This is a genomic window from Methylobacterium sp. 1030, assembly GCF_040544715.1.
In the GTDB taxonomy this organism is placed as follows: domain Bacteria; phylum Pseudomonadota; class Alphaproteobacteria; order Rhizobiales; family Beijerinckiaceae; genus Methylobacterium.
Genome location: NZ_JBEPKM010000005.1, coordinates 144,277 through 165,421 on the forward strand (window position 1 = coordinate 144,277; position 21,145 = coordinate 165,421).

A 21,145-nucleotide genomic window follows, 5' to 3' on the forward strand; every position below is an offset into this window, starting at 1 on the left:
TTGCGGCCAAGCCGCGAACCGGACGCGCGGCGGCTGCGGCTCAGCTCTGGAACAGGCCGACCCGCATGTCCTGGACCTGATAGACGCGCTCGCCGTCGGCCTCGAGCCAGCCGTCGCCGATGCCGAGCACGAGCTTGCCCTGACGGACCCGCTTCACGTCGACGTTGTAGACGACCTTCTTGATCGTCGGCAGCACCTGGCCGGCGAGCTTCACCTCGCCGACGCCCAGGGCGCGCCCGCGGCCCGGCGAGCCGAGCCAGCCGAGATGGAAGCCCAGCATCTGCCAGAGGGCGTCGAGGCCGAGGCAGCCCGGCATCACCGGGTCGCCCTGGAAATGGCAGGGGAAGAACCAGAGGTCCGGCCGGATGTCGAGCTCGGCCGTCACGTGCCCCTTGCCGTGGGCGCCGCCCTCGGTCCCGATGGACGTGATCCGGTCGAACATCAGCATCGGCGGCAGCGGCAACTGCGCGTTGCCGGATCCGAAGAGTTCGCCGCGCCCGCAGGCCAGAAGATCCTCGTAGGAATAGTGCGACCGGCGGTTCGCACCCTGCGCTTGTGTCTCGGCGTCTGGCGGCATTGCGTTGGCTGGTTCCTCGGATGTGCGCGATCTTCGCGTCGCGGGCGACTATACTCGGCCCATCGGCTGGCGCGCGGGTTAGCACGGGGCGCCGCGCCTTCAAAGCCTGCAGCCGCGGGTATGCGGCAACGCTCGGGTTGCGACTGTCCGACCACTTCAATATACTGAGGAGACATCCGTTCCTTCAGGCCCCTCGTCGAGCGTTCAGTCCAGCGATGTCCGAACCGGTGCCATTCCAGGCCGTCTTCAACGGCCGGGTCCCCGCCCCCCAGTTGGAGGCCAACGGGACTCCGCGCCGCGGCTGTCCGCTGTCCGACCTGCGCGACCGTCTGCGTCGGGCCGGCCTGCGCCCGACGCGGCAGCGCCTGTCCCTGGGCTGGCTGCTCTTCGGCCGCGGTGACCGCCACCTGACGGCGGAGATGCTGTACGACGAGGCGATGCGCGCCAAGGTGCCGGTCTCGCTGGCGACCGTCTACAACACGCTGCACCAGTTCACCGAGGCCGGGCTCCTGCGCCAACTGGCGCTCGACGGGTCGAAGGCCTATTTCGACACGAACCCGACCGAGCACCACCATTTCTACCTGGAGGACGAGAGCCAGGTGATCGACATGCCGGATTGCGGCATCACGGTCGATTCGCTGCCCGAGGCGCCCGAGGGCATGGAGATCGCCGGGGTCGAGGTGATCGTGCGCCTGCGCCGCAGCCGTCCGGCGGGCCGCCGCCAGGGCTGAGGCCCGGGTCCAACGCAGTACGCGAGCGACGCGAGGCCCGCCATCGTCCGGGCCTTCGCTTTTTCGGGCTGCCGGCGTGCCGGGAGCTGGCGCGCCGCCGCTCGGGATGACGGACGGGCGCCGTCGGGGCGCCCGGACCGCTATTCCACGACCTCGTTCGGGTAGACGCCCCACAGGCGATTCTGGCGAATGTAGCCGTCGACGTCCCGCTTGTTGGGAAGCGCGACGATCATGCGGCACCACGTGCCGGTGCAGCTCTTGACGCTGCCGATCACGCCGGTCTGGAGCTTGGCCTCGTCGTCGGCGCCGTCGTCGGCCTTGGCCCGCAGCGACACGGCCGCCTTCTCGACACCCTTGTCGGGGCCGGCATTCACGATGGCGGTGCGGCGCCCGGACAGCAGCGAGTGCAGCACCCAGCCCTCGGTGCCCTCCGAATCGCGGATCCTGCGCCAGGTTTCGAACTCGCCCACGATCTCGACCGGCAGGCCGGCCCGCTGGAACACCCAGAGCGTCCGGTGATCCTTCGAGGGGCCTTCGCGGAGGTTGACGCGATCGGTCTTCAGGCTCGCGTAGCGCGGCAGCGGCAGCTTGGTCACCGGCCCGACCCCGGCCTCGGGGCCGGTCGGCGGCGCCGCGCGGGCACCGGTCGCGAGGCCGCCGGCCAGCACCGCCGCGACGGCGAGGCTGAGGCATGACACGCGCATGGTCGTCTCCCTATCCAGACGTGGGGTTGCTGGGCGCCGGACATGTCGAAAGCGGGGCCGGTTCGACACGCGGACCGGTCCGCATCCGATTGTGTTCCGGCCCACCTCTGGTAGAGAGGCCGATGGGTCGGAACAGGCTCCGGAACCGGCGCCCCGTGACCGATCCTGTCTGGCCGAGTTCGGTTAACGGACGCTTGCGGGACGCGGTCCGGGCGGGAGCCGCCGGGCGCGAGCCGCAATCAAGGCCGCTGGGCTGACGGGGGAGAGAGACGTGTCGAAGCGCAAGCCGCTGGTGGTCGTGACGCGGCGCCTGCCGGATGCCGTCGAGACGCGGATGCGCGAACTGTTCGACGTCCGGCTCAATTCCGAGGACGCGCCGATGGCGCCGGACGCGATGGCGTCGGCCCTGCGCGAGGCCGACGTGCTCGTCCCCACCGTGACCGACGAGATCGATGCCGGACTGATCGCCCAGGCCGGCCCGAACCTCCGCCTGATCGCCAATTTCGGCAACGGCGTCGATCACATCGACGTGGCGGCGGCACTGGAGCGCGGCATCACGGTCACCAACACGCCCGGCGTGCTGACCGAGGACACCGCCGACATGACGATGGCGCTGATCCTCGCGGTCGCCCGCCGGGTCACCGAGGGCGCGCGGATCATCCCGGACGACGAGTGGACCACCGGCTGGTCGCCGACCTGGATGCTCGGCCGGCGCATCACCGGCAAGCGCCTCGGCATCGTCGGCATGGGCCGGATCGGCCAAGCGCTGGCCAAGCGCGCCCGCGCCTTCGGACTGCAGGTGCACTACCACAACCGCCGCCGGGTGCCGGCCGCCATCGAGAGCGCGCTGGACGCGACCTACTGGGAATCCCTCGACCAGATGCTGGCGCGCGTCGACATCGTGTCGGTGAACTGCCCGCACACGCCCGCGACCTACCATCTGCTCTCGGCCCGGCGCCTCAAGCTGCTCAAGCCCGAGGCGATCGTGGTCAACACGGCCCGCGGCGAGGTGATCGACGAGAACGCCCTGGCGCGCCTGATCGAGGGCGGGGAGGTCTCGGCGGCCGGCCTCGACGTGTTCGAGCAGGAGCCCGCCGTCAGCCCGCGCCTCGTCAAGCTCGCCCGCCAGGGCAAGGTCGTCCTCCTGCCCCACATGGGCTCGGCGACCTACGAGAGCCGCACCGACATGGGCGAGAAGGTCATCATCAACATCAAGACCTTCATGGACGGACACCGGCCGCCGGACCGCATCCTGCCGAGCATGCTCTGAGCGGCGATCTCTGAGCCGCGGACGGCGGCGCCTCACAGGGCGTCGCCGGCCACCGCCTGGGGCTTGGACATGCCCTGCACACCCTGGAAGAGCCGCTCGCTGGTCAGCTTGAGGAAGTAGAACCCGAATTCGGGGTTCTGGTAGTAGAGCTGCTTCACGTCCGAGTAGGACACGCACAGCGCGTGTCCCGCCTCGACGCAGACCAGCGAGGCGGTGCGGGCGTTGCCGGGTGACAGGAGCCCGAGCTCGCCGACGATCCCGCCCTGGCGCACCTCGAGGTCGACCTCCGGGATCCGGAACACGCCGCTCTCGATGTAGTACATCTCGGTGGCGAGATCCCCCTTGCGGAACACCACCTCGCCGATGCCGAACGGGCGTCGGGAGCCGAAGGGTCGGAGCCATTCCAGGGACAGGTCGTTCTCGGCGGCCGTCTCCACGTCCCGGACGAGGCGCAGCATCTGCCAGAGCCGGTAGGCGTTGAACGGCATCTGGATCAATTCGGTCAGCACCACCGGCATGCTGCCGATCATGATGCCGTAGGTGATCACGGCGCAGCTCGCGCAGAGCGAGATGATCCGCAGCGGGATCATCGTGCTCATGGCCGTCGCCGTGATGGTCAGCGCCGTCCCGAGATAGCCGATGCCCTCGACCCAATCCATCGCCGCCCCCTGTCGCGTTTCGGCCGGGGGATGCCTGTCTTGTCCGGCTGCGGCAAGCGTTCCGGCAGGTTCCGCGCCGCGCGCGCTTCAGCCTGTGCCCGCCCGGATACGCTTGCCGGCGCCCGTCTGTACGACGGCGGACACGGCCTCGGCGGCCCGGACGCCTTCCGCGTAGGCGCCCCCGACCGTGCCCCACTGCTCCCGGGACAGCGCCTCGCCGGCGAACCAGACGGTGTCGGCGACGGCGGCGCGGAGGGCCTGTCGCGCCGGCGCGTGGCCCGGCGGGACCACGGCCCACGAGCCGCGCGACCACCGGTCGTGGCGCCACGCGCTCACCGCGGGGATCGTCAGGTCGCGCAGCCGCGCCCGGCCGAAATGCTCGCCCAGGACCGCGCGGACATGGCGGCGCACGCCGTCCGCGCCGGATCCCGCGGCGTCGATCGCCGCGGCCTCGTGCAGGTCGAGCTCGTAGTAGTGGAACGGCGTGTCGTCGATGCGGGTGAGGAGGCCCGGCGGGGCGCGCCGCCCGCCGTGGATCGCGGCGAGCCGGTCGCGGCCGCGGAACGGGCTCGACGGCCAGTGCAGCACCGCGTGCTCGTAGATGCCGGTGGTGAAGCCGTCGATGGCGGCGCGCACCGCGTTCGGCAGCGGCGGCGTGAAAGCCGGCCCGTCCCGGAGCACCATCATCGGCACCGTCACGATGACCGCGCGGGCGTCGTACGCGGTCCCGTCGGTGCCGGTCGCGCGAACGCGGCCGCCCGACCAGTCGATCCGGGTCACCGGCGTCGCGAGCGCCACCGGCAGGCCGTCCGCCAGGCGGGCGACGTAGCTGCCGTAGCCGTCGGCCAGGAAGTAGTTGTCGCCGTACTCCATGCTGGGGAAGTCGTGGAGCGAGACCGCCTGCAGCGGCCGGCCCGAGACGAGGCCGTGGACCTGCGCGACCCGGCCGCCCCAGGCACCGAGCCCGGGCGGCAGCGCGCTGGCGGCCGGTCGGTCGGGGCCGGGCTGCGCGGCGCCACGGGTCATGGCGCGGTCCGCGCGGTCGAAGGCGCGCGCGTTGGCCCGGACGTCGTCGGCGCGGCCCGGCCGGCCCCCGACCCAGACATGGCTCTCCTGCGCGGCCCGGCGGAGCCGCTCGCCGCGCGCCCGGCCGAGAGCCACCAGGGGGTTGATCGGCCCGGCATGGAGCCAGTGGGCCCCGAGATCGAGGGCGTGGCCGCGCAGGGTCACCGTCAGGGCGCGGCCGCCGACGCGCTCCCGCGCCTCCAGCACCGCGACGGACACGCCCCGGGCCGCGAGGGTGCGGGCCGCGCCGATGCCGGCGGCGCCCGCGCCGATCACCAGCACCTCGGGCTTCTCGGGTAGAGGTGCGAGGCGCGGCCTGTAGGTGGGCCGGACGACCGGGTCGCTCCACCGGTGATCGGGCGCCCGCGGCGCCGAGACCTGTCCTGTCGTGTCCTGCACGCGTGCTCCCCGCACCCTGCCGCCCCTGCGACGGAGCCCGATCTTGCACCGGTCGCCGCACCGCTCCACAACGCGCCAGCGCCGCTTCCGGCGCAGGCCGGAATTCTCGCCCGATGCTCGTCGAGTCCGCCGCGGCGGCTTTGCGCCAGACCTTCTCGCCGCCGCTGCGCGCGATCCTGTGGAAGTCCCTCGGCCTGACGGTCGGGCTCCTGCTCCTGATCTGGCTCGGCCTGACCCGGCTGATCCAGGCCTTCCAGGCGAGCCACCACATTTCCGCCCAGTACCCGATCCTCGACAGCCTCGCCTACTACCTCGCGGGTTTCGGTCTGGTCGTGGCCCTCGCCTACCTGATGCCGGCGGTCTCGATCCTGGTGGCGGGCTTCTTCCTCGACGACGCGGCCGAGATCGTCGAGCGTACCGATTTCCCGAACGAGCCGCCCGGACGCGCCATGCCGTTCGGGACCGCCATGCTCTACGCCCTGCGCTTCGCCGGTGTGACGCTGCTGGTGAACCTCGCGGCCCTAGTGATCTTCTTCGTTCCCGTCATCGGGATCGCGGCTTTCTTCGCCGCCAACGCCTACCTGCTGTCCCGCGAGTACTTCGAGATGGCGGCGGCCCGGTTCCGCCCCCTTCCCGAGGCCGCCGAGATGCGCCGCGCCTTCTCGGTCCGGACGCTCGGCGCCGGGTGCCTCCTGGCCGGCCTGATGATCGTCCCGGTCCTCAACCTGCTGACGCCCCTCTTCGGTATCGCCCTGATGGTCCACCTGCACAAGCGCCTCAGCCGGCGCCCGCTGGTGGCCGGGCCAGCGCGTTAGGCCGACGCGCCGATGCGGCCAATGCACACGCTGGCCGGCCGGCCCGCCGGGCGCTACCCTCACCGTGACTTGGCCGGATGTCCGGGGCGGAGAGCCGATCGATGAAGGCGCACGACGCGGGCTCGGACGTCCCTCCGCCGCCCGGCAAGGCCCCGTTCCTGCTGGTCGGCCTCGCCGGACTCGGCCTGCTCGCCTGGGGTGCCTACGGTCACTGGCAGCGCGACGTGGAGGCGACCGCGACGCTGGAGCGGATCAAGACCCTCGTGCCGCAGGTGCGCACCGTGGCCGCCGAGCGGGCCGAGGGCCCCCTCGATCTCGTGCTTCCCGGCGAGATCCAGGCCTTCACCACGGCGGCGATCGCCGCGCGCGCCACTGGCTACATCGCGGAGCGCCGGGTTGATATCGGATCCCGGGTCAAGGCGGGCGGCCTCCTTCTGCGCATCGCCGCACCGGATCTCGACCAGCAGCTCTCGCAGGCCGAGGCGCAGGTCGGCCAGCTGAAGGCGCAGCTGCTCCAGGCGCAGGCGCAGGTCGAGCAGGCCCGCGCGAATGTGAACCTCGCCAACCTCACCAACAACCGCACCAGCACCCTGGCCGTGCAGGGCTGGGCCTCGCGGCAGAACGCCGACAACACCAAGGCGGGCGTGCTGAGCCAAGCTGCCGCGCTCGCCGCCGCCGAGGCCGGCGTGAAGGTCGCCACCGCCAACATCAAGGCGCAGGAGGCCGTGGTCGACCGCCTGAAGGCGCTCACCGCCTTCGAGCGTGTCGTGGCGCCGTTCGACGGGGTCGTGACCGTGCGCAACGTCGATGTCGGCGACCTCGTCCGCGCCGACAACGGGGGCACGCCGCTGCTGACCATGGATCAGGACAGCCTGCTGCGCATCACCGTCAACGTGCCGCAGAAGGATGCCGTCGGCGTCAAACCCGGGGTGCGGGCCGAGATCACTGTGCCGCAGATGCCGGGGCGGCGCTTCGAAGGCTACGTGGAGCGCAGCTCCGTCGCGCTGAACGCGGCGTCGCGCACGCTGACCACCCAGGTGGACGTCCCCAACGCCGACCGGGCGCTGCGGGCCGGGCTGTACGCCTACGTCACCCTCAAGATCCCCCGGGCCGAGCCCGGCGTGTCGATCCCCGCCGAGGCGACGGTGTTCGACGGCAACGACCTCAGGGTCGCCACCCTCAGCGACGACGACCGGGTGACGTGGCGGACGATCCGCGTCCGGCGCGATCTCGGGCGCACGCTGGAGCTCGACTCGGGGCTGCCCGCCGACAGCCGGATCATCTACAGCCCCGCCCCGGATCTGCGGGACGGCCAGTCGGTCGAGCCCCTGAAGTCACCGCCTCCGCCCGGGCCGCTCCGCTCGGCGCAGCGGTGAACGCGGGAAACACTCGACCGCGGGAATCATTCGGGCGCGCCGGCCGCGGACCGCGTCGCGACGGCGGGCCGGCGCGCGGATACGGCCTCTGAGCTGTCGGAAACCGGTCGGTATATCGGTGCCGAGCTGGCGACATGAGCATCGCGCCGGTCGGCTCCGTTGCTCAAATGCGCGCCACTCGTAATGAAAGGTTGCGTTCAATCGACGGGATCCGCTCGCCGGCACAAGCGCGGTGCCGAAGATTTCACCGATCGTGCGGTCGACTGTGCACGATCCGCCGATTGCTCCGTGACGGTCGCGCACAGCTGATCCGTGATCTGAGACAAGCCAGCTAATTGCCTCTTAACAAGTGACATTTATCGCTGGCCGGACGTGTGACCCAGCGACCTGTGCGATGCGAGATCCCGAGACACCGACGGCGTGCGCGGACCGAGCCGGGCACACCCGCGCGGCCGCCACGCGGACGGGCCGTATCACATCGATCCGCGCCGCGGTCAGCGTCGCCTTCCTCTGTGTCGGTCTTCTCCTCGGCGCGCTCGCGCTCTCGGCTGGTGTGGCGATCACGCAGGTCGGCACGCTCGTCACACGGACCTACGACGAATCCCTGACCTCGATCAGCTTCGCCCGCGCGGTGGCGGCCGACTTCGCGAAGATGCGCGCTGCCCTCGTCCGGCGGATGCAGACCGGCGACGCTGCCGAGGTGGCGAAGCGGGATGCGGACATCACCGACCTCTCGGCGATCCTGGCCGAGGATCTCACCATCGCGGCCGAGCGGGCCCAGTCCGAGCGGGCGGCGCGGACGGCCGAGGCCGTCCAGACCAGCGTGGCGTCCTGGGAGAGCCTGCGCCGCGCTTTCGATCCCGTGACGGTGCGGCCGGATCAGAAGGCGTCTCTCGAACGGCAGGCCGACGCAATCGAAGGCCAGATCGATCTCCTGATCAACGTCATGGCCGGCGACGGCTTCACCTTCCGACAGGCTGCGCGGCAGCGCGTGCGGGGCGTCGTCCGGTGGCACGCCATCGCGGCGGCCCTCGTGATCATCGCCTGCGGGCTGATCGCCTGGCTGCTCACCCGCCACATCGGCGGATCGGTCGGCGCGGCGGCCGAGGCGGCCGAACGGATCGCGGGCGGCCAGCGCGACGATCGGATCCCCACCGGCGGCCGCGACCGGTTGAGCCGGCTGCTGAACGCCGTCGCGGCGATGCGGTCGACCATCCGGGCTCTCACGCTCCGCGAGGGCAGCCAGCGCCGGGGCACCGAGACGCAGGTGACGGACGCGCTGCAGACAGCACGGGAAGGCGTCGTCGTGGTCGATGCCGACGGCCGGATCACCCTGGCCAACGCGCAGGCCCTGCGCTTCTTCGACGGGCTCGACGCTGCCATCGAGGCCGGTCTGTCGCTGACGAAGGTTGCGCACGAGCCGCAGGACTACCGCTCGGATGTCCCGGAGGATCGCTTCGGAGCCCTGGCCCGGGACGGCGACGTCCGGTTGGCCGACGGCCGCTGGCTGCGGGTGAGCCGCACCGCGACCCGGCAGGGCGGCTTCATCGCGGTGTGCAGCGATATCAGCCTGCTCAAGGAGCAGGAGCATTTCCTGACCCGGACCAACCTGCGCCTCGATGCGGCCCTCGACACCATGTCCCAGGGGCTCTGCCTGTACGACGCGCAGCATCGGTTGATGGTGGTCAACCGGCGCTACGGCGAGATCTACGGCCTGCCGCCCGGCACGGTCGTACCCGGCATGACGGCCCTCGAGATCCTGAGCGCCAGTCTCGCGGCCGGCAACCATCCCGGCTGCGATCTCGAAGCGCTGCTGCGCCAGCAGCGGGACGCCTTCAGCAACGGCGTTTGGCAGACGCATTTCCAGGAGCTGAGCAACGGCCGAATCGTCGCCATCGACCGGCGAGAGGCCGCCGATGGCGGCTTCGTGGCCACCTACGAGGACGTCACGGAGCGCCGCCGGGCCGAGGCCCGCATCGCCTTCCTGGCGCATCACGACATGCTGACCGGCCTGCCTAACCGGGTGGCGGTGGGGCAGCAGATCGACGTGGCCGTGGCGCAGGCCGGGCGCGACCAGGGCTTCGCGGTCTTCGCCATCGACCTCGACGACTTCCGGCCGGTCAACGAGACCCTGGGCCACGGGATCGGCGACGAGCTGCTCGTCGCGGTCGCGAATCGGCTCACCGCCTGCGTGCGCGAGATCGACTGCGTCGCGCGCCTCGGAGCCGACGAGTTCATCGTGGTCCAGCGCGGCGTCGACCGGCCCGAGGACGCCGCCATCCTCGCCCGGCGCATCATCGAGGTCGTCGGCGCGCCCTACAGCCTCACCCACCACACGATCTGCGTCGGGCTCACCATCGGCATCACCCTCGCCCCGAGCGACGGGTCCGACGCGGACAAGCTCCTGAAGAACGCCGAGGTCGCCCTCGACCGGGGCAAGGCCGAGGCGCGGGGCGCGTTCCGCTTCTTCGAGCCGGCCATGGATGCCCGCCTCATGGCCCGGCGGATCATGGAGCGCGACCTGCGTGACGCCCTCGCCCGGGAGGCGTTCGAGGTCTACTACCAGCCGATCTACAGCCTCGAGACGGACCGGATCTGCGGCTTCGAGGCGCTGCTGCGCTGGAACCACGCGGTCCGCGGCTCCGTCTCGCCGGCCGAATTCATCCCGATCGCCGAGGAGCTCGGGCTGATCGTGCCGCTCGGCGAGTGGGTGCTGCGCCGCGCCTGCGAGGAGGCCGCCCGCTGGCCGGACGAGCTCAAGGTCGCCGTCAACGTCTCGGCCGTGCAGTTCACCTCGGCGAGCCTCGTCACCGCCGTGCGCGAGGCGCTGCGGCGGACCGGGTTGCCGGGCCGGCGCCTGGAGCTGGAGATCACCGAGACGGTCCTGGTGGCCAATCCCGGTGCGACGACGGCGATCCTGCATAGCCTGCGCGCGCTGGGCGTGCGCGTGGCGATGGACGATTTCGGCACCGGCTACTCGTCGCTCAGCTACCTGCGCTCCTTCCCGTTCGACAAGATCAAGATCGACCAGTCCTTCGTGCGCGACCTGTGCGTGAAGGACGGGACCGATTTCATCGTTCGGGCGGTGATCGGTCTCGGTGCCAGCCTCGGCATGACGACGACCGCCGAGGGCGTCGAGACGGAGGCGCAACTCGCGCAACTGCGTGCCGAGGGCTGCGACGAGGTCCAGGGCTACCTGTTCAGCCGCGCCGTCCCCGTCTCGGAGGTCGCCTCGGTCATCCGCCGCTGGAACGGCACGCTCCGGGCGATCGCCTGACCATCGTGGCGTCCGGCGGTGCGCGCCGCCCCCGCGAGGGGACAGCGCGCGTCGTTGGCCGGTCGGATGACCGGTCGGAGATCCGCCCTACTCGGCCGCGTCGAGGCGCGGGCGCTCGATGTGGCTGCGCTCGGCCTTGACCAGCTCGGCCGTGCGAAACGCCACCTCCAGCGCCTGCTCCGCGTTGAGACGCGGGTCGCAGTAGGTGTGGTAGCGGTCCTGCAGGTCGTCCGCCGTCAGTGCCCGGGCGCCGCCCGTGCACTCGGTCACGTCCTTGCCGGTCATCTCCAGGTGGATGCCGCCCGCGAAGGTGCCCTCGGCGCGGTGGACGCCGAAGAAGCCCTCGATCTCCTGCATCACCCGCTCGAACGGCCGGGTCTTGTAGCGGCCGGCCGGGATCGTGTTGCCGTGCATCGGATCGCAGATCCACACGACCGAGCGCCCTTCCCGCTCGACCGCCCGAATCAGCGCCGGCAGGTGGTCACCGACCTTGTCGGCGCCGAAGCGGCAGATCAGGCTGAGGCGCCCCGGCTCGTTCTCCGGGTTGAGCAGGTCGATGAGCCGGATCAGGCCCTCCGCCTTCATGGACGGGCCGCACTTGAGGCCGATCGGGTTCTTGATGCCGCGGGCGTACTCGACGTGGGCGTGGTCCGGCTGCCGGGTCCGGTCGCCGATCCACAGCATGTGGCCGGAGGTCGCGTACCAGTCGCCGGTCGTCGAATCGACGCGGGTCAGCGCCTCCTCGTAGCCGAGCAGCAGGGCCTCGTGACTGGTGTAGAAGTCGGTGGTCCGCACCTCCGGATGGGTCTCCGGGTTGATGCCGATCGCCCGCATGAAGTCGAGCGCGTCGGTCATGCGGCCGGCCACGTCCTGGTAACGCGAGGATTGCGGCGAATCCTTCACGAAGCCCAGCATCCAGCGATGCGCATTCTCGAGGTTCGCGTAACCGCCGGTTGCGAAGGCGCGCAGCAGGTTCAGCGTCGCGGCCGATTGCCGGTACGCCTCGAGCTGGCGGCGCGGATCCGGCACCCGCGACTCCTCGGTGAAGCCGATGCCGTTGATGATGTCGCCCCGGTAGCTCGGCAGGCTCACGCCCTCGAGGGTCTCGGTCGGCGACGAGCGCGGCTTGGCGAACTGCCCGGCGATGCGCCCGACCTTCACCACGGGCGAACCGCCCGCGAAGGTCAGCACCATCGCCATCTGCAGGAACACCCGGAAGAAGTCGCGGATGTTGTCGGCAGAGTGCTCGTCGAAGCTCTCGGCGCAGTCGCCGCCCTGGAGCAGGAAGGCCTGGCCCGCGGCGACGCGCCCGAGCGCGGCCTTCAGCTTGCGGGCCTCACCGGCAAAGACCAGCGGCGGAAAGCTCGCGATCTGCGACTCGACGGCACCGAGGCTGGCGGCGTCCGGATAGGTGGGGACCTGCTCGATCGGCAGATGTCTCCAGCTCTTCGGTGTCCAACGCTCGCCCATGGTCTCTCTCCGCGCACCTCTTCGTGCGATCGCGCCTACGCGCGAAGCGCGGCTTATAGAGAGGTTCCTCTACACTGGCGAGTGCCGTGAACCGGGGGGCAGGCGCGTCCCGGATTCAGGTCTCGGATCAGGCCTCGCCGTCCTCGACCTCGATCCCGTGCTCGGCCAGAATCCAGAAGATCGCCTCCAGATCCTCGGCCGAGACGTCCCGGGGCGGCAGCGCCTCCTCGAGGTCGTCGTAGGTCAGGTTGCGGCTGCGCTGCGCCTCAGCTTTGGCGAGGAGGCGGTCGATCGCATGCCGGATGTCGGGGGAGAGGGCCTCGTGGCTCGGCGGCCGGTGGAAGGCCGGCCGCAGGGCATCCTCCAGCAGGCCGTCGATGATCGCCTGCCGCCGCGCGTGCGCGTCGTCCTCGCGTCGTCCCTTGCCGGTGCCCTGCTTGCCCATGACCCTGATATGGCTCGGTCGCGCACCGCGTCGAGCCCCGGCCGCGGCGGAGGTCTCAGCCGACGCCGACCGGGTGCTTGGTGACCTCCGGGACGCGCATGGTCACCAGCTCCTCGGCGGCTGTCGGGTGGACCGCGATGGTCCGGTCGAAATCGGCCTTCGTGGCGCCCATGGTCACGGCGATGCCCACCGCCTGGATCACCTCCCCGGCATCGTGGCCGAAGATGTGGACGCCGACCACGCGGTCGCTGGCGCAGTCGACCAGCACCTTGATGAAGATCCGCTCCTCGCGGCCGGACAGGGTCGCCTTCATCGGGCGGAAGCGCGCCTTGTAGACGTCGATCTTGCCGTAGATCGCCCGGGCGGCCGCCTCGTTGTGGCCGACGACGCCGATCTCGGGGGTCGAGAACACCGCGGTCGGGATCAGGCGATGGTCGACGCAGGCCGGCTTGCCGCCGTAGACCGTGTCGGCGAAGGCGTGACCCTCGCGGATCGCCACCGGCGTCAGGTTGGCGCGGTTGGTCACGTCGCCCACCGCGTAGATCGACGGCACCTTGGTCTGCGAGTAGGCGTCGACCGGGATCGCGCCGGCGGCGTCGGTCTCTATGCCGACCCGGTCGAGGCCGAGGCCCTCGACGTTCGGCCGCCGCCCCGTGGCGACGAGCACCTCGTCCACCAGGATCTCGTCGCCGTCGTCGAGCTGCGCGCAGAGGTCGCCGTCCCGGCGCTCGATGCGCCGCAGCGTGCGCCCGAGCCGCAGGTCCATGCGCTGGGCGTAGGCTTCGGCCAGAGCGTCGCGGATCTCGTCGTCGAACCCGCGCAGCAACCTGTCGCCCCGGTGCAGCAGCGTCGTGCGGCTGCCGAGCGCCGCGAAGACGCCGGCGAACTCCACCGCGATGTAGCCGCCGCCGATCACCAGGATCCGGTCCGGCAGGCGCTCCAGCTCGAACACCTCGTTGGAGGTGATCGCTAAGTCGATGCCCGGCACCGCCGGCTCCTTCACGGGGTGCGCGCCGACCGCCACCAGGATCCGCTCGGCCCGGATGGTGCGGCCGGACGCGACGAGGCGGATCGTGTGGGGATCCTCGATCACCGCCCGCTCGGGTACGATCTCGACGCCGGCGCGGATCAGGTTGGTGTCGTAGATGCCTTCGAGCCGGGTCACCTCCGCGTCGCGCCGCGTCTTGAGCGTGCCCCAGTCGAAGCGGGGCTTATCCACCGTCCACCCGAAGCCCGCGGCGTCCTCGAACTCGTCGGCGAAGCGGCCGGCATAGACCATCAGCTTCTTCGGGACGCAGCCGCGGATCACGCAGGTTCCGCCGACCCGGTACTCCTCGGCCAGCATCACCCGCGCGCCGTACCCGGCCGCGATCCGCGCCGCGCGGACACCACCGGACCCGCCGCCGATGACGAAGAGGTCGACGTCGAACGCGCTCATGCCGGACCGTCCCGCTCGGATCTCACGATCGCGCCGCCCCGAGGGGCCGCGCGCATCCAGGTGATGGCAGCGCCGAGCCCCGCCGTCCACCACGCGGCCCAGCCGTTGTGCTCGACGAAGGCGATCGAAGCCGCGCAGGCCACGAGGCCGAGCGCCGCCGCGCGGTCCGGCCGCGGCAGCCGCGCGATCCGGGCGAGCATCAGCATCGCGGTCAGCGCAGCGAGGATCGCGCCGGGCAGGCCGAGTTCGGCCCAGACCTGCAGGAAGCTGTTGTGCGGGTGCCCGACCCCGAGGAGAACGCGCATCTCCGGCGGCACCGTCTGCGCGACGGCTGTCTCGGCGAAGCGCGCGCTGGTGCCGACGCCCGCGCCGCGCCAGGGATCGGCCGCCACCGCGGCCCCGAAGCTGCGCGCGATCGCGACTCGGGCCCGGGACGAGGACTGGACGAGGCGCTCGTGGGCGGCCTCCGGCATGGCGCGGGCGAGGAGGTCACCCTCGACCGGGGCGAGGACCAGCGCGAGGCCGAGACCGAGTCCGGCGAGGCCTATGCCGACCCGCCTGGGCAGCGAAAGCGCGAGGGTCGCCATCGCGGCGCCCGCCAGGAGACCGAGCTGGGCGGCGCCGCTGATCGAGCGGACCACGCCGAGGCTCGCGAAGGCGAGCGTCGCGGCGGCGAGGCCGCGGGCGCGGTCCTTCCAGAGGACGAGGGCCAGCGGGCCGGCCACGAGGTCGAGGGTCAGGGCCGGCCGGTTGTGCACGAAGGCCGCGACCCGGCGCCCGAGGGCTCGCTCCAGGGCCAGATCCGAGGCGAGATCCACCGCGATCAGGAGTCCCGCCAGCGCGATCGCGATCGCGCCGAGCCGCGGCGCGAAGGCCGGGATCCGGCCGGGCGCGAGGCAGGCCAGCAGGTAGGCGGCAAGCAGCGTCGGGATGAATTCGCCCAGCACCCGCAGGGAGGCCGCCTCGAACGGGCTCCAGGCCAGCGAGACCAGCGCCCAGGCCAGGAAGGCGAGCGCCGCCCCGGCGAGCGGCGTCCGCAGCGGGGACAGCAGCGCGCGGCGCAGGGCGGACGCGTCCTCCGCCCATCGTCCGGCCAGGAAGGCGAGCGCCGCCAGCCCGACGACCAGCGGGCTCGACCGGTTGGCCAGCACCATGGCGAGCGGCATGGCCGCGAGGAGCGCGCCGCCCGCCGCGTACATGCGGCCGGCCGCTCTCATGGACGACCTCTCACGGCGATCCGCCCCCGGGAGCGGCTGCCCTCACTGCATCTGGTGTCCGCGCTTGCCCATCTCGGCACGGACGCGGACCATGACGTATTCGGAGACGTCCTGCGTCCAGTCCTGCATCTCCTGCACCATCTCGTCGAGGAGCTGCGGCTGCGCCTCGACGTAGTGCTTGCCGGCGGGCGAGCGGAAGAAGGTTGCGATCTCCTTCAACTCGGTTTCCGAGAACTTCGACGCGTAGGTGCGCGCCGCGATGTCGATCATGCGCTGCTTCTGCAGTTCCATCTCCGGCTGCAGGGAGGCCAGGACCTCCTCGAGGTCCTTGGACAGCTCGGGACGGGTGACCGCCTGCTTGCGGATCTGGTCGGCGAAGGCCGGCAGCACCGAGTCGAACGACCGGGCGATGCCGGAGCTGAGCATCACCTCGCGGGCCAGGGCGAGGTGGGCCGGCGTGTAGGTGGCCGCGGCCGGGCTGTTGGCCGCGGGGGCGCCGGCGGCCGGCTGCGCCGCCGGCTTGGCCTGCGCGGCCTTCTGCGGCTGCGCGACCGCCGCGTGGGGGAGCGCCGGGAGCGCGAGGCCGAGCGCGAGGCTGAGCGCGAGGCCTGGCACGGCGGTGAGGCGACGGGACATGCTGGACTTTCTTGCGAGGATGGCCGGCGATGGAGGGCGGCGCCTCAGGTGAGGCTGCCGAGAACGGTGACCTCGGCCTGCCCGTCCCGCGCCGCCGCCAGGATCGCGGCGTCGGCGATGCCGAGGAACAGACCGTGCTCGACGACGCCCGGCACGGCCCAGAGGGCGGCGCCGAGGGCCTCCGGATCAGGAATCGCTCCGAGGCGCGCGTCGAGGATGTAATGGCCTCCGTCGGTGACCAGGGGCTTGCCATCCGTCAGGGCGCGCAGCCGGACCTCGCCGGAGCAGCCGGTCCCGGCGATTGCGGCCTCGACGGCCCGGTGCGTGGCCTTGAGGCCGAAGGGATTGACCTCGATCGGGAGCGGGAAGGCGCCCAGCCGCGCCACGTGCTTGGCCGCGTCGGCGATCACCACCATGCGATGGCTCGCGCAGGCGACGATCTTCTCGCGCAGGAGTGCCGCGCCGCCGCCCTTGATCAGGCGCAGCCGGTCGTCGACCTCGTCGGCGCCGTCGATGGTCAGGTCGAGCTCGGGCTGCTCGTCCAGGGTCGCGAGGCGGATGCCCAGGCCCTCGGCCTGCGCGCGCGTGGCCTCGGAGGTCGGGACGCCGACGATGTCGAGGCCGGCGCGGACGCGCTCGCCGAGGAGCGCCACGAAGGCCGCCGCCGTGGAGCCCGTGCCGAGGCCGAGCCGCATGCCCGGTTCGACGAGGTCGAGGGCGCGGGCGGCCGCGGCCCGCCGCAGGTCCGGCCCACTCACCGGGACACGGCCCGGTCGGCGAGGGGGAGCGAGGGAGCGCGGGTCATGGGCAGCCGGTCTTTCCGTGGGCGTCGGGCGGCCCCTAGCACGGGACCGGGCCGACCGGAACGCCCCGCCCGCACGGCCGCGTCACGGACGGCCGCCCTGTGTCGGGGTGGCGCTGGCGCCCGCGCGACCCGGGGCCGGACCGGTCAGCGGCGCGTCGGACGCGCCCTCGGCGCCCGGCTTGCCCTGCTGGGTGCAGACGACCTGCTCCTTCTTCACCAGCACGAAACAGATGCTCATCTCGCCGGTGCGGTAGTTCACCCGGAAGACGCCGGCCTCGCGGGTATGCCGGCTCGCCACCAGCCCGTATTCGGACGGGGTCTGCGGCCCGGCGCCCTCTCCCGATCCGAAGCAGACCGTCTGGCCGATGCCGCCCGCCGATTCCTGGAGGCCGTACTGGCAAGAGGTCACCTCGCCGGTCACCTTGTCGACTCGGTACATCCGGTTCAGGTCGGTCTGCGGGGCGGGCACGAACTCGAAGGAGGTCGCCGCCGCCGGCAGGGCTTGCAGCGCGGCGCAGGCGGCCAGGAGGGGCAGGAAGAGTTTCATCGCGGGTCCCGGGGCTGGTACGCGCTGCCTTTCGCTGCGCTTTCGGGCGAGTCTGGGGCGCCCGGTGAGACGATCCGCGCATCCGCCGTGCTGCGCCAGTCGGCTTGCCCCGGGTGCCCGGCCCCGATAGCGACGCCGTTCGAGATCCCGCCGAGCACGGAACCGCCCAGGCATGTCTACCGAATCGACGCGCAAGCCCCCGATCGCCGTTTTCGACCTGGACGGGACGCTCGCTGAGACCGCGGGCGACCTTATCGGCACCCTCAACGTGCTGATGAAGCGCGAGGGATTGGCCGAGCTGCCCCTCTCGCAGGCGCGCGGGCTGATCGGCGCCGGCGCCCGGGCGCTGATCCGGCGGGGTTTCGAGGCCGAGGGCCGGCCACTCTCGCCGGAGGACCACGACCGGCTGTTCGACGCCTTCATTGCCCATTACGGGGCGCACCTCGCCGACACGTCCCACCTCTTCCCGGGCGTCGTCGAGGCGCTCGACGCCCTCGAGGCGGCGGGTTTCCGGCTCGCGGTCTGCACCAACAAGTACGAGGGGCAGTCGGTCGAGCTGCTGCGCCTCCTCGGCATCGGCCACCGCTTCGCGGCGATCTGCGGTCGGGACACCTTCCCGCAGTCGAAGCCCGACCCCCGCCACCTGACCGGCACCATCGCCCGCGCCGACGGCGATCCGGCCCGCGCCGTGATGGTGGGCGATTCCCGCACCGACATCGACACCGCCAAGGCCGCCGGGATCCCGGTGGTGGCGGTCACCTTCGGCTACACCGACCGCCCGGTCGCCGAGCTCGGGCCCGACCGGGTGATCGAGCACTTCTCGGAGCTGGTCGAGGCGGTCGGCGCGCTCGTGCCGGTGGCCTGACCTGTCAGCGCAGCCACGCCTTCAGGCGCCGCGCCGCCTCGCGGCACTCGGTCTCCGAGCCCGCGAAGGAGAAGCGGACGTGATGGTTGCCCACGTCCGGATCGAAATCGAGGCCCGGCGTCGCCGCGACGTGCGCCTCGTCGAGCATGCGCCGGCAGAAGTCCGAGGCGTCGTTGGTGAGGTTCGAGACGTCCGCGTAGAGGTAGAAGGCGCCGTCGGCCGGGTGGACGCGGCCGAGGCCGAGGGCCGGCAGCGCGTCCAGGAGGATCGCGCGGTTGCGTGCGTAGCCGTCGCGAACGGCGTCGAGTTCGTCCGTCGCATCGAAGGCCGCCAGGGCGCCGACCTGCGACAGGTACGGCGCCGAGATGTAGAGGTTCTGGGCCAGCCGCTCGATCGGGCGGACCAGCGCCTCCGGCACGACCATCCAGCCGACGCGCCAGCCGGTCATGCAGTGGTACTTCGAGAACGAGTTGATCACGACCGCGTCGGGGTCGAAGCGCAGGGCCGTGACGGTGGGCTCGCCGTAGCTGAGGCCGTGATAGATCTCGTCGGAGATCAGCGGCAGGCCGAGGCCGCGCGCCGCCGCGCAGAGATCCTGCAGGGCGCCCTCCGTAATGACTGTGCCGGAGGGGTTCGCCGGGCTCATCACCAGTGCCCCGGAGACTGGCGCGCGGGCGTGGGTCTCGCGCAGCAGGGCGGCGGTCGGCGCGAAGCGGTCCTCGGCGCGCAGCACCATCGGCGCCGGCACGAGGTCGAGGGCGGCCAGGATGCTGCGATAGGCGGGATAGCCGGGCTGCGGGACGGCGACCCGGGCGCCGGAGTCGAACAGGCTCATGAAGGCGAGGATGAAGCCGGCCGAGGATCCGGTGGTGATCACCACGTGCTCCGGGCTCACCGCGACGCCGTGCCGCTCCGCGTAGTCCCGGGCGATGCGGGCGCGCAGGGACGGCAGGCCCAGGGCCTCGGTGTAGGGCACGCGGCCGGTCGCGAGCGCCCCCTGCGCGGCCGCGATGACCGCCCGGGGCGCCGGCGCCGACGGCTGGCCGACCTCCATCCGCACCACGTCGCTGCCGGCCCGCGCCTTGGCGGCGGCGGCGGCCATGACATCCATCGCGAGGAACGGCTGGACGGCGGCGGCGCGCCGGGAGATCGGGATCATGGGGTCTGCTCTGAGCCGGACGACGCTGGAGCCTCCGGGGGTTAGACGCTCCCCCTTCCCGCCTCAAGCCGGCGGCGCACGCCGCCCTCGCCGCGGGAATTGACCGGACGCCGCGAAAACGCCTAACCCAGCCCCTACCGCTCGCGCCACGCGCGGGCCGCCCCGCCGCGCAAGCGAGGATCTATGCCCTTCATCCGCCCCCTGCCCGCGCTGGTCCTGGCGCTCGGCCTCGTCGCCGTCCCGGCCCTCGCGCAGACCGCGACGCCCCCCGCCGCGCCGTTCACCGACGCGCAGCGCGCCGGCATCGAGGCGATCGTCAAGGACTACCTGATCAAGCATCCCGAGGTGCTCCAGGAGGCCCTCGCCGAGGCCGAGAAGCAGCAGGCCGAGACGCAGCGCCTGGCCCAGGCCGCCGCCCTCAAGGAGTCGCGCGAGGCTCTCCACAACGGTCCCCACGACGTCGTTGCCGGCAACCCGTCGGGCGACGTCACGCTGGTCGAGTTCTTCGATTACAATTGCGGCTACTGCCGCAAGGCCCTGGGCGACATCCAGGCGCTGATCAAATCCGACCCGAAGCTGCGGGTGGTCATCAAGGACTTCCCGGTCCTCGGCCCGGAATCGCTGGAGGCCAGCCAGGTCGCCGTCGCGGTGCGCCAGCAGCTGAAGGGCGACAAGCTGTTCGAGTTTCATCAGAAGCTTCTGGAGACCAAGGGCCGGGTGAACGGCGCCCGCGCGATCCAGGTCGCCAAGGACATGGGCGTCGACACGGCCAAGCTGCAGAAGGACATGGCCTCCCCCGAGGTGAAGGCCGCGCTCAGCGAGAACCGCGGCCTCGGCGACCGCCTGGGCCTGTCGGGCACGCCGGCTTTCATCATCGGCGACGAGGTGATCCCGGGCGCCGTCGGCGTCGAGCCGATGCGCAAGACCATCGCCGACGTGCGCCAGTGCGGCCACGCCTCCTGCTGAGCTGACGGATCGGGCCGAGGAACCCCGAAGGCGGTCCGCGCAGCCTTGTCGCGCCGGGGCGCCTTCGTCTAAGAGCCGCCAGCCGCAGGGCCGCGGTGGGGTCCAGGGCCGAGCCCGGATGTACGCACCGACGTGCCGCGAGACGAAGTAGGCCGGATGCCAAAGAACGACGCCATCGATCCCGAGCTCGTGCGCGAGCTCGCCAACCTCGTGACCGAGACCGGCCTGTCCGAGATCGAGGTCGAGAAGGGCGACCTGCGCATCCGCGTGGCGCGGCGGCTCGAGCCCGTGAGCGTGCAGGTCGCGGCGCCCGCGCCGCTCGCGGCCGTCGCCCCGCCTCCGGTTTCCGCGCCCGCCGCGTCGTCTCCCCTCGCCCCGGCCGAGCCGGCCCGCGCGCAGCCCGGCACCGTGCCCTCGCCGATGGTCGGGACCGCCTATCTCCGCCCCTCGCCCGACGCCAAGGCCTTCGTGGATGTCGGCTCGACGGTCGCGGTCGGCGACAAGCTGCTGCTGATCGAGGCGATGAAGACCTTCAACGAGATCGTGGCGCCCCGCGCCGGCACGATCAGCGCCATCTTCGTCGAGGACGGTCAGCCGGTCGAGTTCGGCGAGGCCCTGCTCGTCATCACCTAGGACGTCCGCCGGGCGCCCGCCGCCCAGTCCCGGACGACGCCGCAACACGAGAGGATAGAGCATCCTGCGCGGTCCGGGATCGCCAGGACGC

The 21,145-nt window shown here is 72.0% G+C and carries 20 protein-coding genes; 8 read left to right on the forward strand and 12 right to left on the reverse strand.

The features are described 5' to 3' along the window. Positions 1 to 40: 40 nt before the first annotated feature. The gene (gene fabA, locus ABIC30_RS08720) at positions 41 to 577 is read right to left on the reverse strand and encodes a 3-hydroxyacyl-[acyl-carrier-protein] dehydratase FabA (protein ID WP_020092118.1); all 537 of its coding nucleotides are present in this window, start codon (positions 575 to 577) and stop codon (positions 41 to 43) included. A gap of 215 nt (positions 578 to 792) precedes the next feature. Here fabA and irr point away from each other — a divergent pair, with 215 nt between their 5' ends. Next, entirely contained in the window at positions 793 to 1,308 is a 516-nt protein-coding gene (gene irr / locus ABIC30_RS08725; RefSeq protein WP_012319639.1) for a Fur family transcriptional regulator Irr, read from the forward strand. Positions 1,309 to 1,448: 140 nt separating this feature from the next. Here irr and ABIC30_RS08730 read toward each other — a convergent pair whose 3' ends face one another. Further along, positions 1,449 to 2,012, reverse strand: coding sequence for an SH3 domain-containing protein (locus ABIC30_RS08730; RefSeq protein WP_020092117.1), 564 nt, complete (start codon positions 2,010 to 2,012; stop codon positions 1,449 to 1,451). A gap of 271 nt (positions 2,013 to 2,283) precedes the next feature. Here ABIC30_RS08730 and ABIC30_RS08735 point away from each other — a divergent pair, with 271 nt between their 5' ends. After that, positions 2,284 to 3,282 carry a 2-hydroxyacid dehydrogenase gene (locus ABIC30_RS08735; protein ID WP_020092116.1) on the forward strand — a complete coding sequence of 333 codons (999 nt, stop codon included), beginning with the start codon at positions 2,284 to 2,286 and terminating at the stop codon, positions 3,280 to 3,282. Positions 3,283 to 3,314: 32 nt separating this feature from the next. Here ABIC30_RS08735 and ABIC30_RS08740 read toward each other — a convergent pair whose 3' ends face one another. Together ABIC30_RS08740 and ABIC30_RS08745 are read right to left on the reverse strand one after the other, a co-directional pair. Next, positions 3,315 to 3,941 carry a Crp/Fnr family transcriptional regulator gene (locus ABIC30_RS08740; protein WP_056528908.1) on the reverse strand — a complete coding sequence of 209 codons (627 nt, stop codon included), beginning with the start codon at positions 3,939 to 3,941 and terminating at the stop codon, positions 3,315 to 3,317. An 87-nt stretch (positions 3,942 to 4,028) separates the two neighbouring features. Continuing rightward, positions 4,029 to 5,288: a flavin monoamine oxidase family protein gene (locus ABIC30_RS08745; RefSeq protein WP_354454791.1), complete on the reverse strand. Its 1,260-nt coding sequence runs from the start codon at positions 5,286 to 5,288 to the stop codon at positions 4,029 to 4,031. 230 nt (positions 5,289 to 5,518) lie between these two features. Between ABIC30_RS08745 and ABIC30_RS08750 the strand changes: the two genes are divergently transcribed. The 3 genes from ABIC30_RS08750 (at position 5,519) to ABIC30_RS08760 (ending at position 10,873) form a co-directional block, all read left to right on the forward strand. Beyond that, a complete protein-coding gene (locus ABIC30_RS08750; RefSeq protein WP_020092113.1) occupies positions 5,519 to 6,220 on the forward strand; it encodes a sulfate transporter family protein in 702 nt (233 codons plus the stop codon). Positions 6,221 to 6,321: 101 nt separating this feature from the next. Continuing rightward, positions 6,322 to 7,596 (forward strand): efflux RND transporter periplasmic adaptor subunit, encoded by a 1,275-nt coding sequence (locus ABIC30_RS08755; RefSeq protein ID WP_020092112.1) that lies wholly within the window; start codon positions 6,322 to 6,324, stop codon positions 7,594 to 7,596. 394 nt (positions 7,597 to 7,990) lie between these two features. Further along, positions 7,991 to 10,873, forward strand: coding sequence for an EAL domain-containing protein (locus ABIC30_RS08760; RefSeq protein ID WP_234082518.1), 2,883 nt, complete (start codon positions 7,991 to 7,993; stop codon positions 10,871 to 10,873). Positions 10,874 to 10,960: 87 nt separating this feature from the next. Here ABIC30_RS08760 and ABIC30_RS08765 read toward each other — a convergent pair whose 3' ends face one another. From ABIC30_RS08765 to ABIC30_RS08795, 7 genes are all read right to left on the reverse strand, one after another. Beyond that, the gene (locus ABIC30_RS08765; protein WP_020092110.1) at positions 10,961 to 12,343 is read right to left on the reverse strand and encodes a class II 3-deoxy-7-phosphoheptulonate synthase; all 1,383 of its coding nucleotides are present in this window, start codon (positions 12,341 to 12,343) and stop codon (positions 10,961 to 10,963) included. Positions 12,344 to 12,470: 127 nt separating this feature from the next. Further along, positions 12,471 to 12,788, reverse strand: a complete 318-nt coding sequence (locus ABIC30_RS08770; protein ID WP_020092109.1) for an RNA polymerase sigma factor region1.1 domain-containing protein — start codon at positions 12,786 to 12,788, stop codon at positions 12,471 to 12,473. A gap of 55 nt (positions 12,789 to 12,843) precedes the next feature. After that, the gene (gene gor / locus ABIC30_RS08775; protein ID WP_020092108.1) at positions 12,844 to 14,226 is read right to left on the reverse strand and encodes a glutathione-disulfide reductase; all 1,383 of its coding nucleotides are present in this window, start codon (positions 14,224 to 14,226) and stop codon (positions 12,844 to 12,846) included. Beyond that, a complete protein-coding gene (locus tag ABIC30_RS08780) occupies positions 14,223 to 15,443 on the reverse strand; it encodes an O-antigen ligase family protein (protein WP_026604770.1) in 1,221 nt (406 codons plus the stop codon). Before ABIC30_RS08780 ends, gor begins: the two co-directional genes overlap by 4 nt. A 42-nt stretch (positions 15,444 to 15,485) precedes the next feature. After that, positions 15,486 to 16,079 carry a DUF2059 domain-containing protein gene (locus ABIC30_RS08785; RefSeq protein ID WP_020092106.1) on the reverse strand — a complete coding sequence of 198 codons (594 nt, stop codon included), beginning with the start codon at positions 16,077 to 16,079 and terminating at the stop codon, positions 15,486 to 15,488. A 44-nt stretch (positions 16,080 to 16,123) separates the two neighbouring features. Beyond that, positions 16,124 to 16,837, reverse strand: coding sequence for a ribose-5-phosphate isomerase RpiA (rpiA, locus tag ABIC30_RS08790; RefSeq protein ID WP_020092105.1), 714 nt, complete (start codon positions 16,835 to 16,837; stop codon positions 16,124 to 16,126). 129 nt (positions 16,838 to 16,966) lie between these two features. Next, on the reverse strand, positions 16,967 to 17,431 hold the full coding sequence (locus ABIC30_RS08795; protein WP_020092104.1) for a hypothetical protein: 465 nt from the start codon (positions 17,429 to 17,431) through the stop codon (positions 16,967 to 16,969). A gap of 172 nt (positions 17,432 to 17,603) precedes the next feature. Here ABIC30_RS08795 and gph point away from each other — a divergent pair, with 172 nt between their 5' ends. Next, a complete protein-coding gene (gene gph / locus ABIC30_RS08800) occupies positions 17,604 to 18,296 on the forward strand; it encodes a phosphoglycolate phosphatase (RefSeq protein WP_020092103.1) in 693 nt (230 codons plus the stop codon). Between the two features lie 4 nt (positions 18,297 to 18,300). Here gph and ABIC30_RS08805 read toward each other — a convergent pair whose 3' ends face one another. Continuing rightward, the gene (locus ABIC30_RS08805) at positions 18,301 to 19,455 is read right to left on the reverse strand and encodes a pyridoxal phosphate-dependent aminotransferase (RefSeq protein ID WP_020092102.1); all 1,155 of its coding nucleotides are present in this window, start codon (positions 19,453 to 19,455) and stop codon (positions 18,301 to 18,303) included. A gap of 183 nt (positions 19,456 to 19,638) precedes the next feature. Between ABIC30_RS08805 and ABIC30_RS08810 the strand changes: the two genes are divergently transcribed. Both ABIC30_RS08810 and accB read left to right on the forward strand, forming a co-directional pair. Next, the gene (locus tag ABIC30_RS08810; RefSeq protein ID WP_020092101.1) at positions 19,639 to 20,421 is read left to right on the forward strand and encodes a DsbA family protein; all 783 of its coding nucleotides are present in this window, start codon (positions 19,639 to 19,641) and stop codon (positions 20,419 to 20,421) included. Between the two features lie 156 nt (positions 20,422 to 20,577). Next, positions 20,578 to 21,054 carry an acetyl-CoA carboxylase biotin carboxyl carrier protein gene (accB, locus tag ABIC30_RS08815; protein ID WP_020092100.1) on the forward strand — a complete coding sequence of 159 codons (477 nt, stop codon included), beginning with the start codon at positions 20,578 to 20,580 and terminating at the stop codon, positions 21,052 to 21,054. Positions 21,055 to 21,145 lie beyond the last annotated feature (91 nt).

What these genes read in the sequence shown, in the direction of transcription:
- fabA (WP_020092118.1), bottom strand. Translation starts at nt 577, where the DNA reads ATGCCGCCAGACGCCGAGACACAAGCGCAGGGTGCGAACCGCCGGTCG.
- irr (WP_012319639.1), top strand. Translation starts at nt 793, where the DNA reads ATGTCCGAACCGGTGCCATTCCAGGCCGTCTTCAACGGCCGGGTCCCC.
- ABIC30_RS08730 (WP_020092117.1), bottom strand. Translation starts at nt 2,012, where the DNA reads ATGCGCGTGTCATGCCTCAGCCTCGCCGTCGCGGCGGTGCTGGCCGGC.
- ABIC30_RS08740 (WP_056528908.1), bottom strand. Translation starts at nt 3,941, where the DNA reads ATGGATTGGGTCGAGGGCATCGGCTATCTCGGGACGGCGCTGACCATC.
- ABIC30_RS08750 (WP_020092113.1), top strand. Translation starts at nt 5,519, where the DNA reads ATGCTCGTCGAGTCCGCCGCGGCGGCTTTGCGCCAGACCTTCTCGCCG.
- ABIC30_RS08755 (WP_020092112.1), top strand. Translation starts at nt 6,322, where the DNA reads ATGAAGGCGCACGACGCGGGCTCGGACGTCCCTCCGCCGCCCGGCAAG.
- ABIC30_RS08760 (WP_234082518.1), top strand. Translation starts at nt 7,991, where the DNA reads ATGCGAGATCCCGAGACACCGACGGCGTGCGCGGACCGAGCCGGGCAC.
- ABIC30_RS08765 (WP_020092110.1), bottom strand. Translation starts at nt 12,343, where the DNA reads ATGGGCGAGCGTTGGACACCGAAGAGCTGGAGACATCTGCCGATCGAG.
- ABIC30_RS08770 (WP_020092109.1), bottom strand. Translation starts at nt 12,788, where the DNA reads ATGGGCAAGCAGGGCACCGGCAAGGGACGACGCGAGGACGACGCGCAC.
- gor (WP_020092108.1), bottom strand. Translation starts at nt 14,226, where the DNA reads ATGAGCGCGTTCGACGTCGACCTCTTCGTCATCGGCGGCGGGTCCGGT.
- ABIC30_RS08780 (WP_026604770.1), bottom strand. Translation starts at nt 15,443, where the DNA reads ATGAGAGCGGCCGGCCGCATGTACGCGGCGGGCGGCGCGCTCCTCGCG.
- ABIC30_RS08785 (WP_020092106.1), bottom strand. Translation starts at nt 16,079, where the DNA reads ATGTCCCGTCGCCTCACCGCCGTGCCAGGCCTCGCGCTCAGCCTCGCG.
- ABIC30_RS08795 (WP_020092104.1), bottom strand. Translation starts at nt 17,431, where the DNA reads ATGAAACTCTTCCTGCCCCTCCTGGCCGCCTGCGCCGCGCTGCAAGCC.
- gph (WP_020092103.1), top strand. Translation starts at nt 17,604, where the DNA reads ATGTCTACCGAATCGACGCGCAAGCCCCCGATCGCCGTTTTCGACCTG.
- ABIC30_RS08805 (WP_020092102.1), bottom strand. Translation starts at nt 19,455, where the DNA reads ATGATCCCGATCTCCCGGCGCGCCGCCGCCGTCCAGCCGTTCCTCGCG.
- ABIC30_RS08810 (WP_020092101.1), top strand. Translation starts at nt 19,639, where the DNA reads ATGCCCTTCATCCGCCCCCTGCCCGCGCTGGTCCTGGCGCTCGGCCTC.
- accB (WP_020092100.1), top strand. Translation starts at nt 20,578, where the DNA reads ATGCCAAAGAACGACGCCATCGATCCCGAGCTCGTGCGCGAGCTCGCC.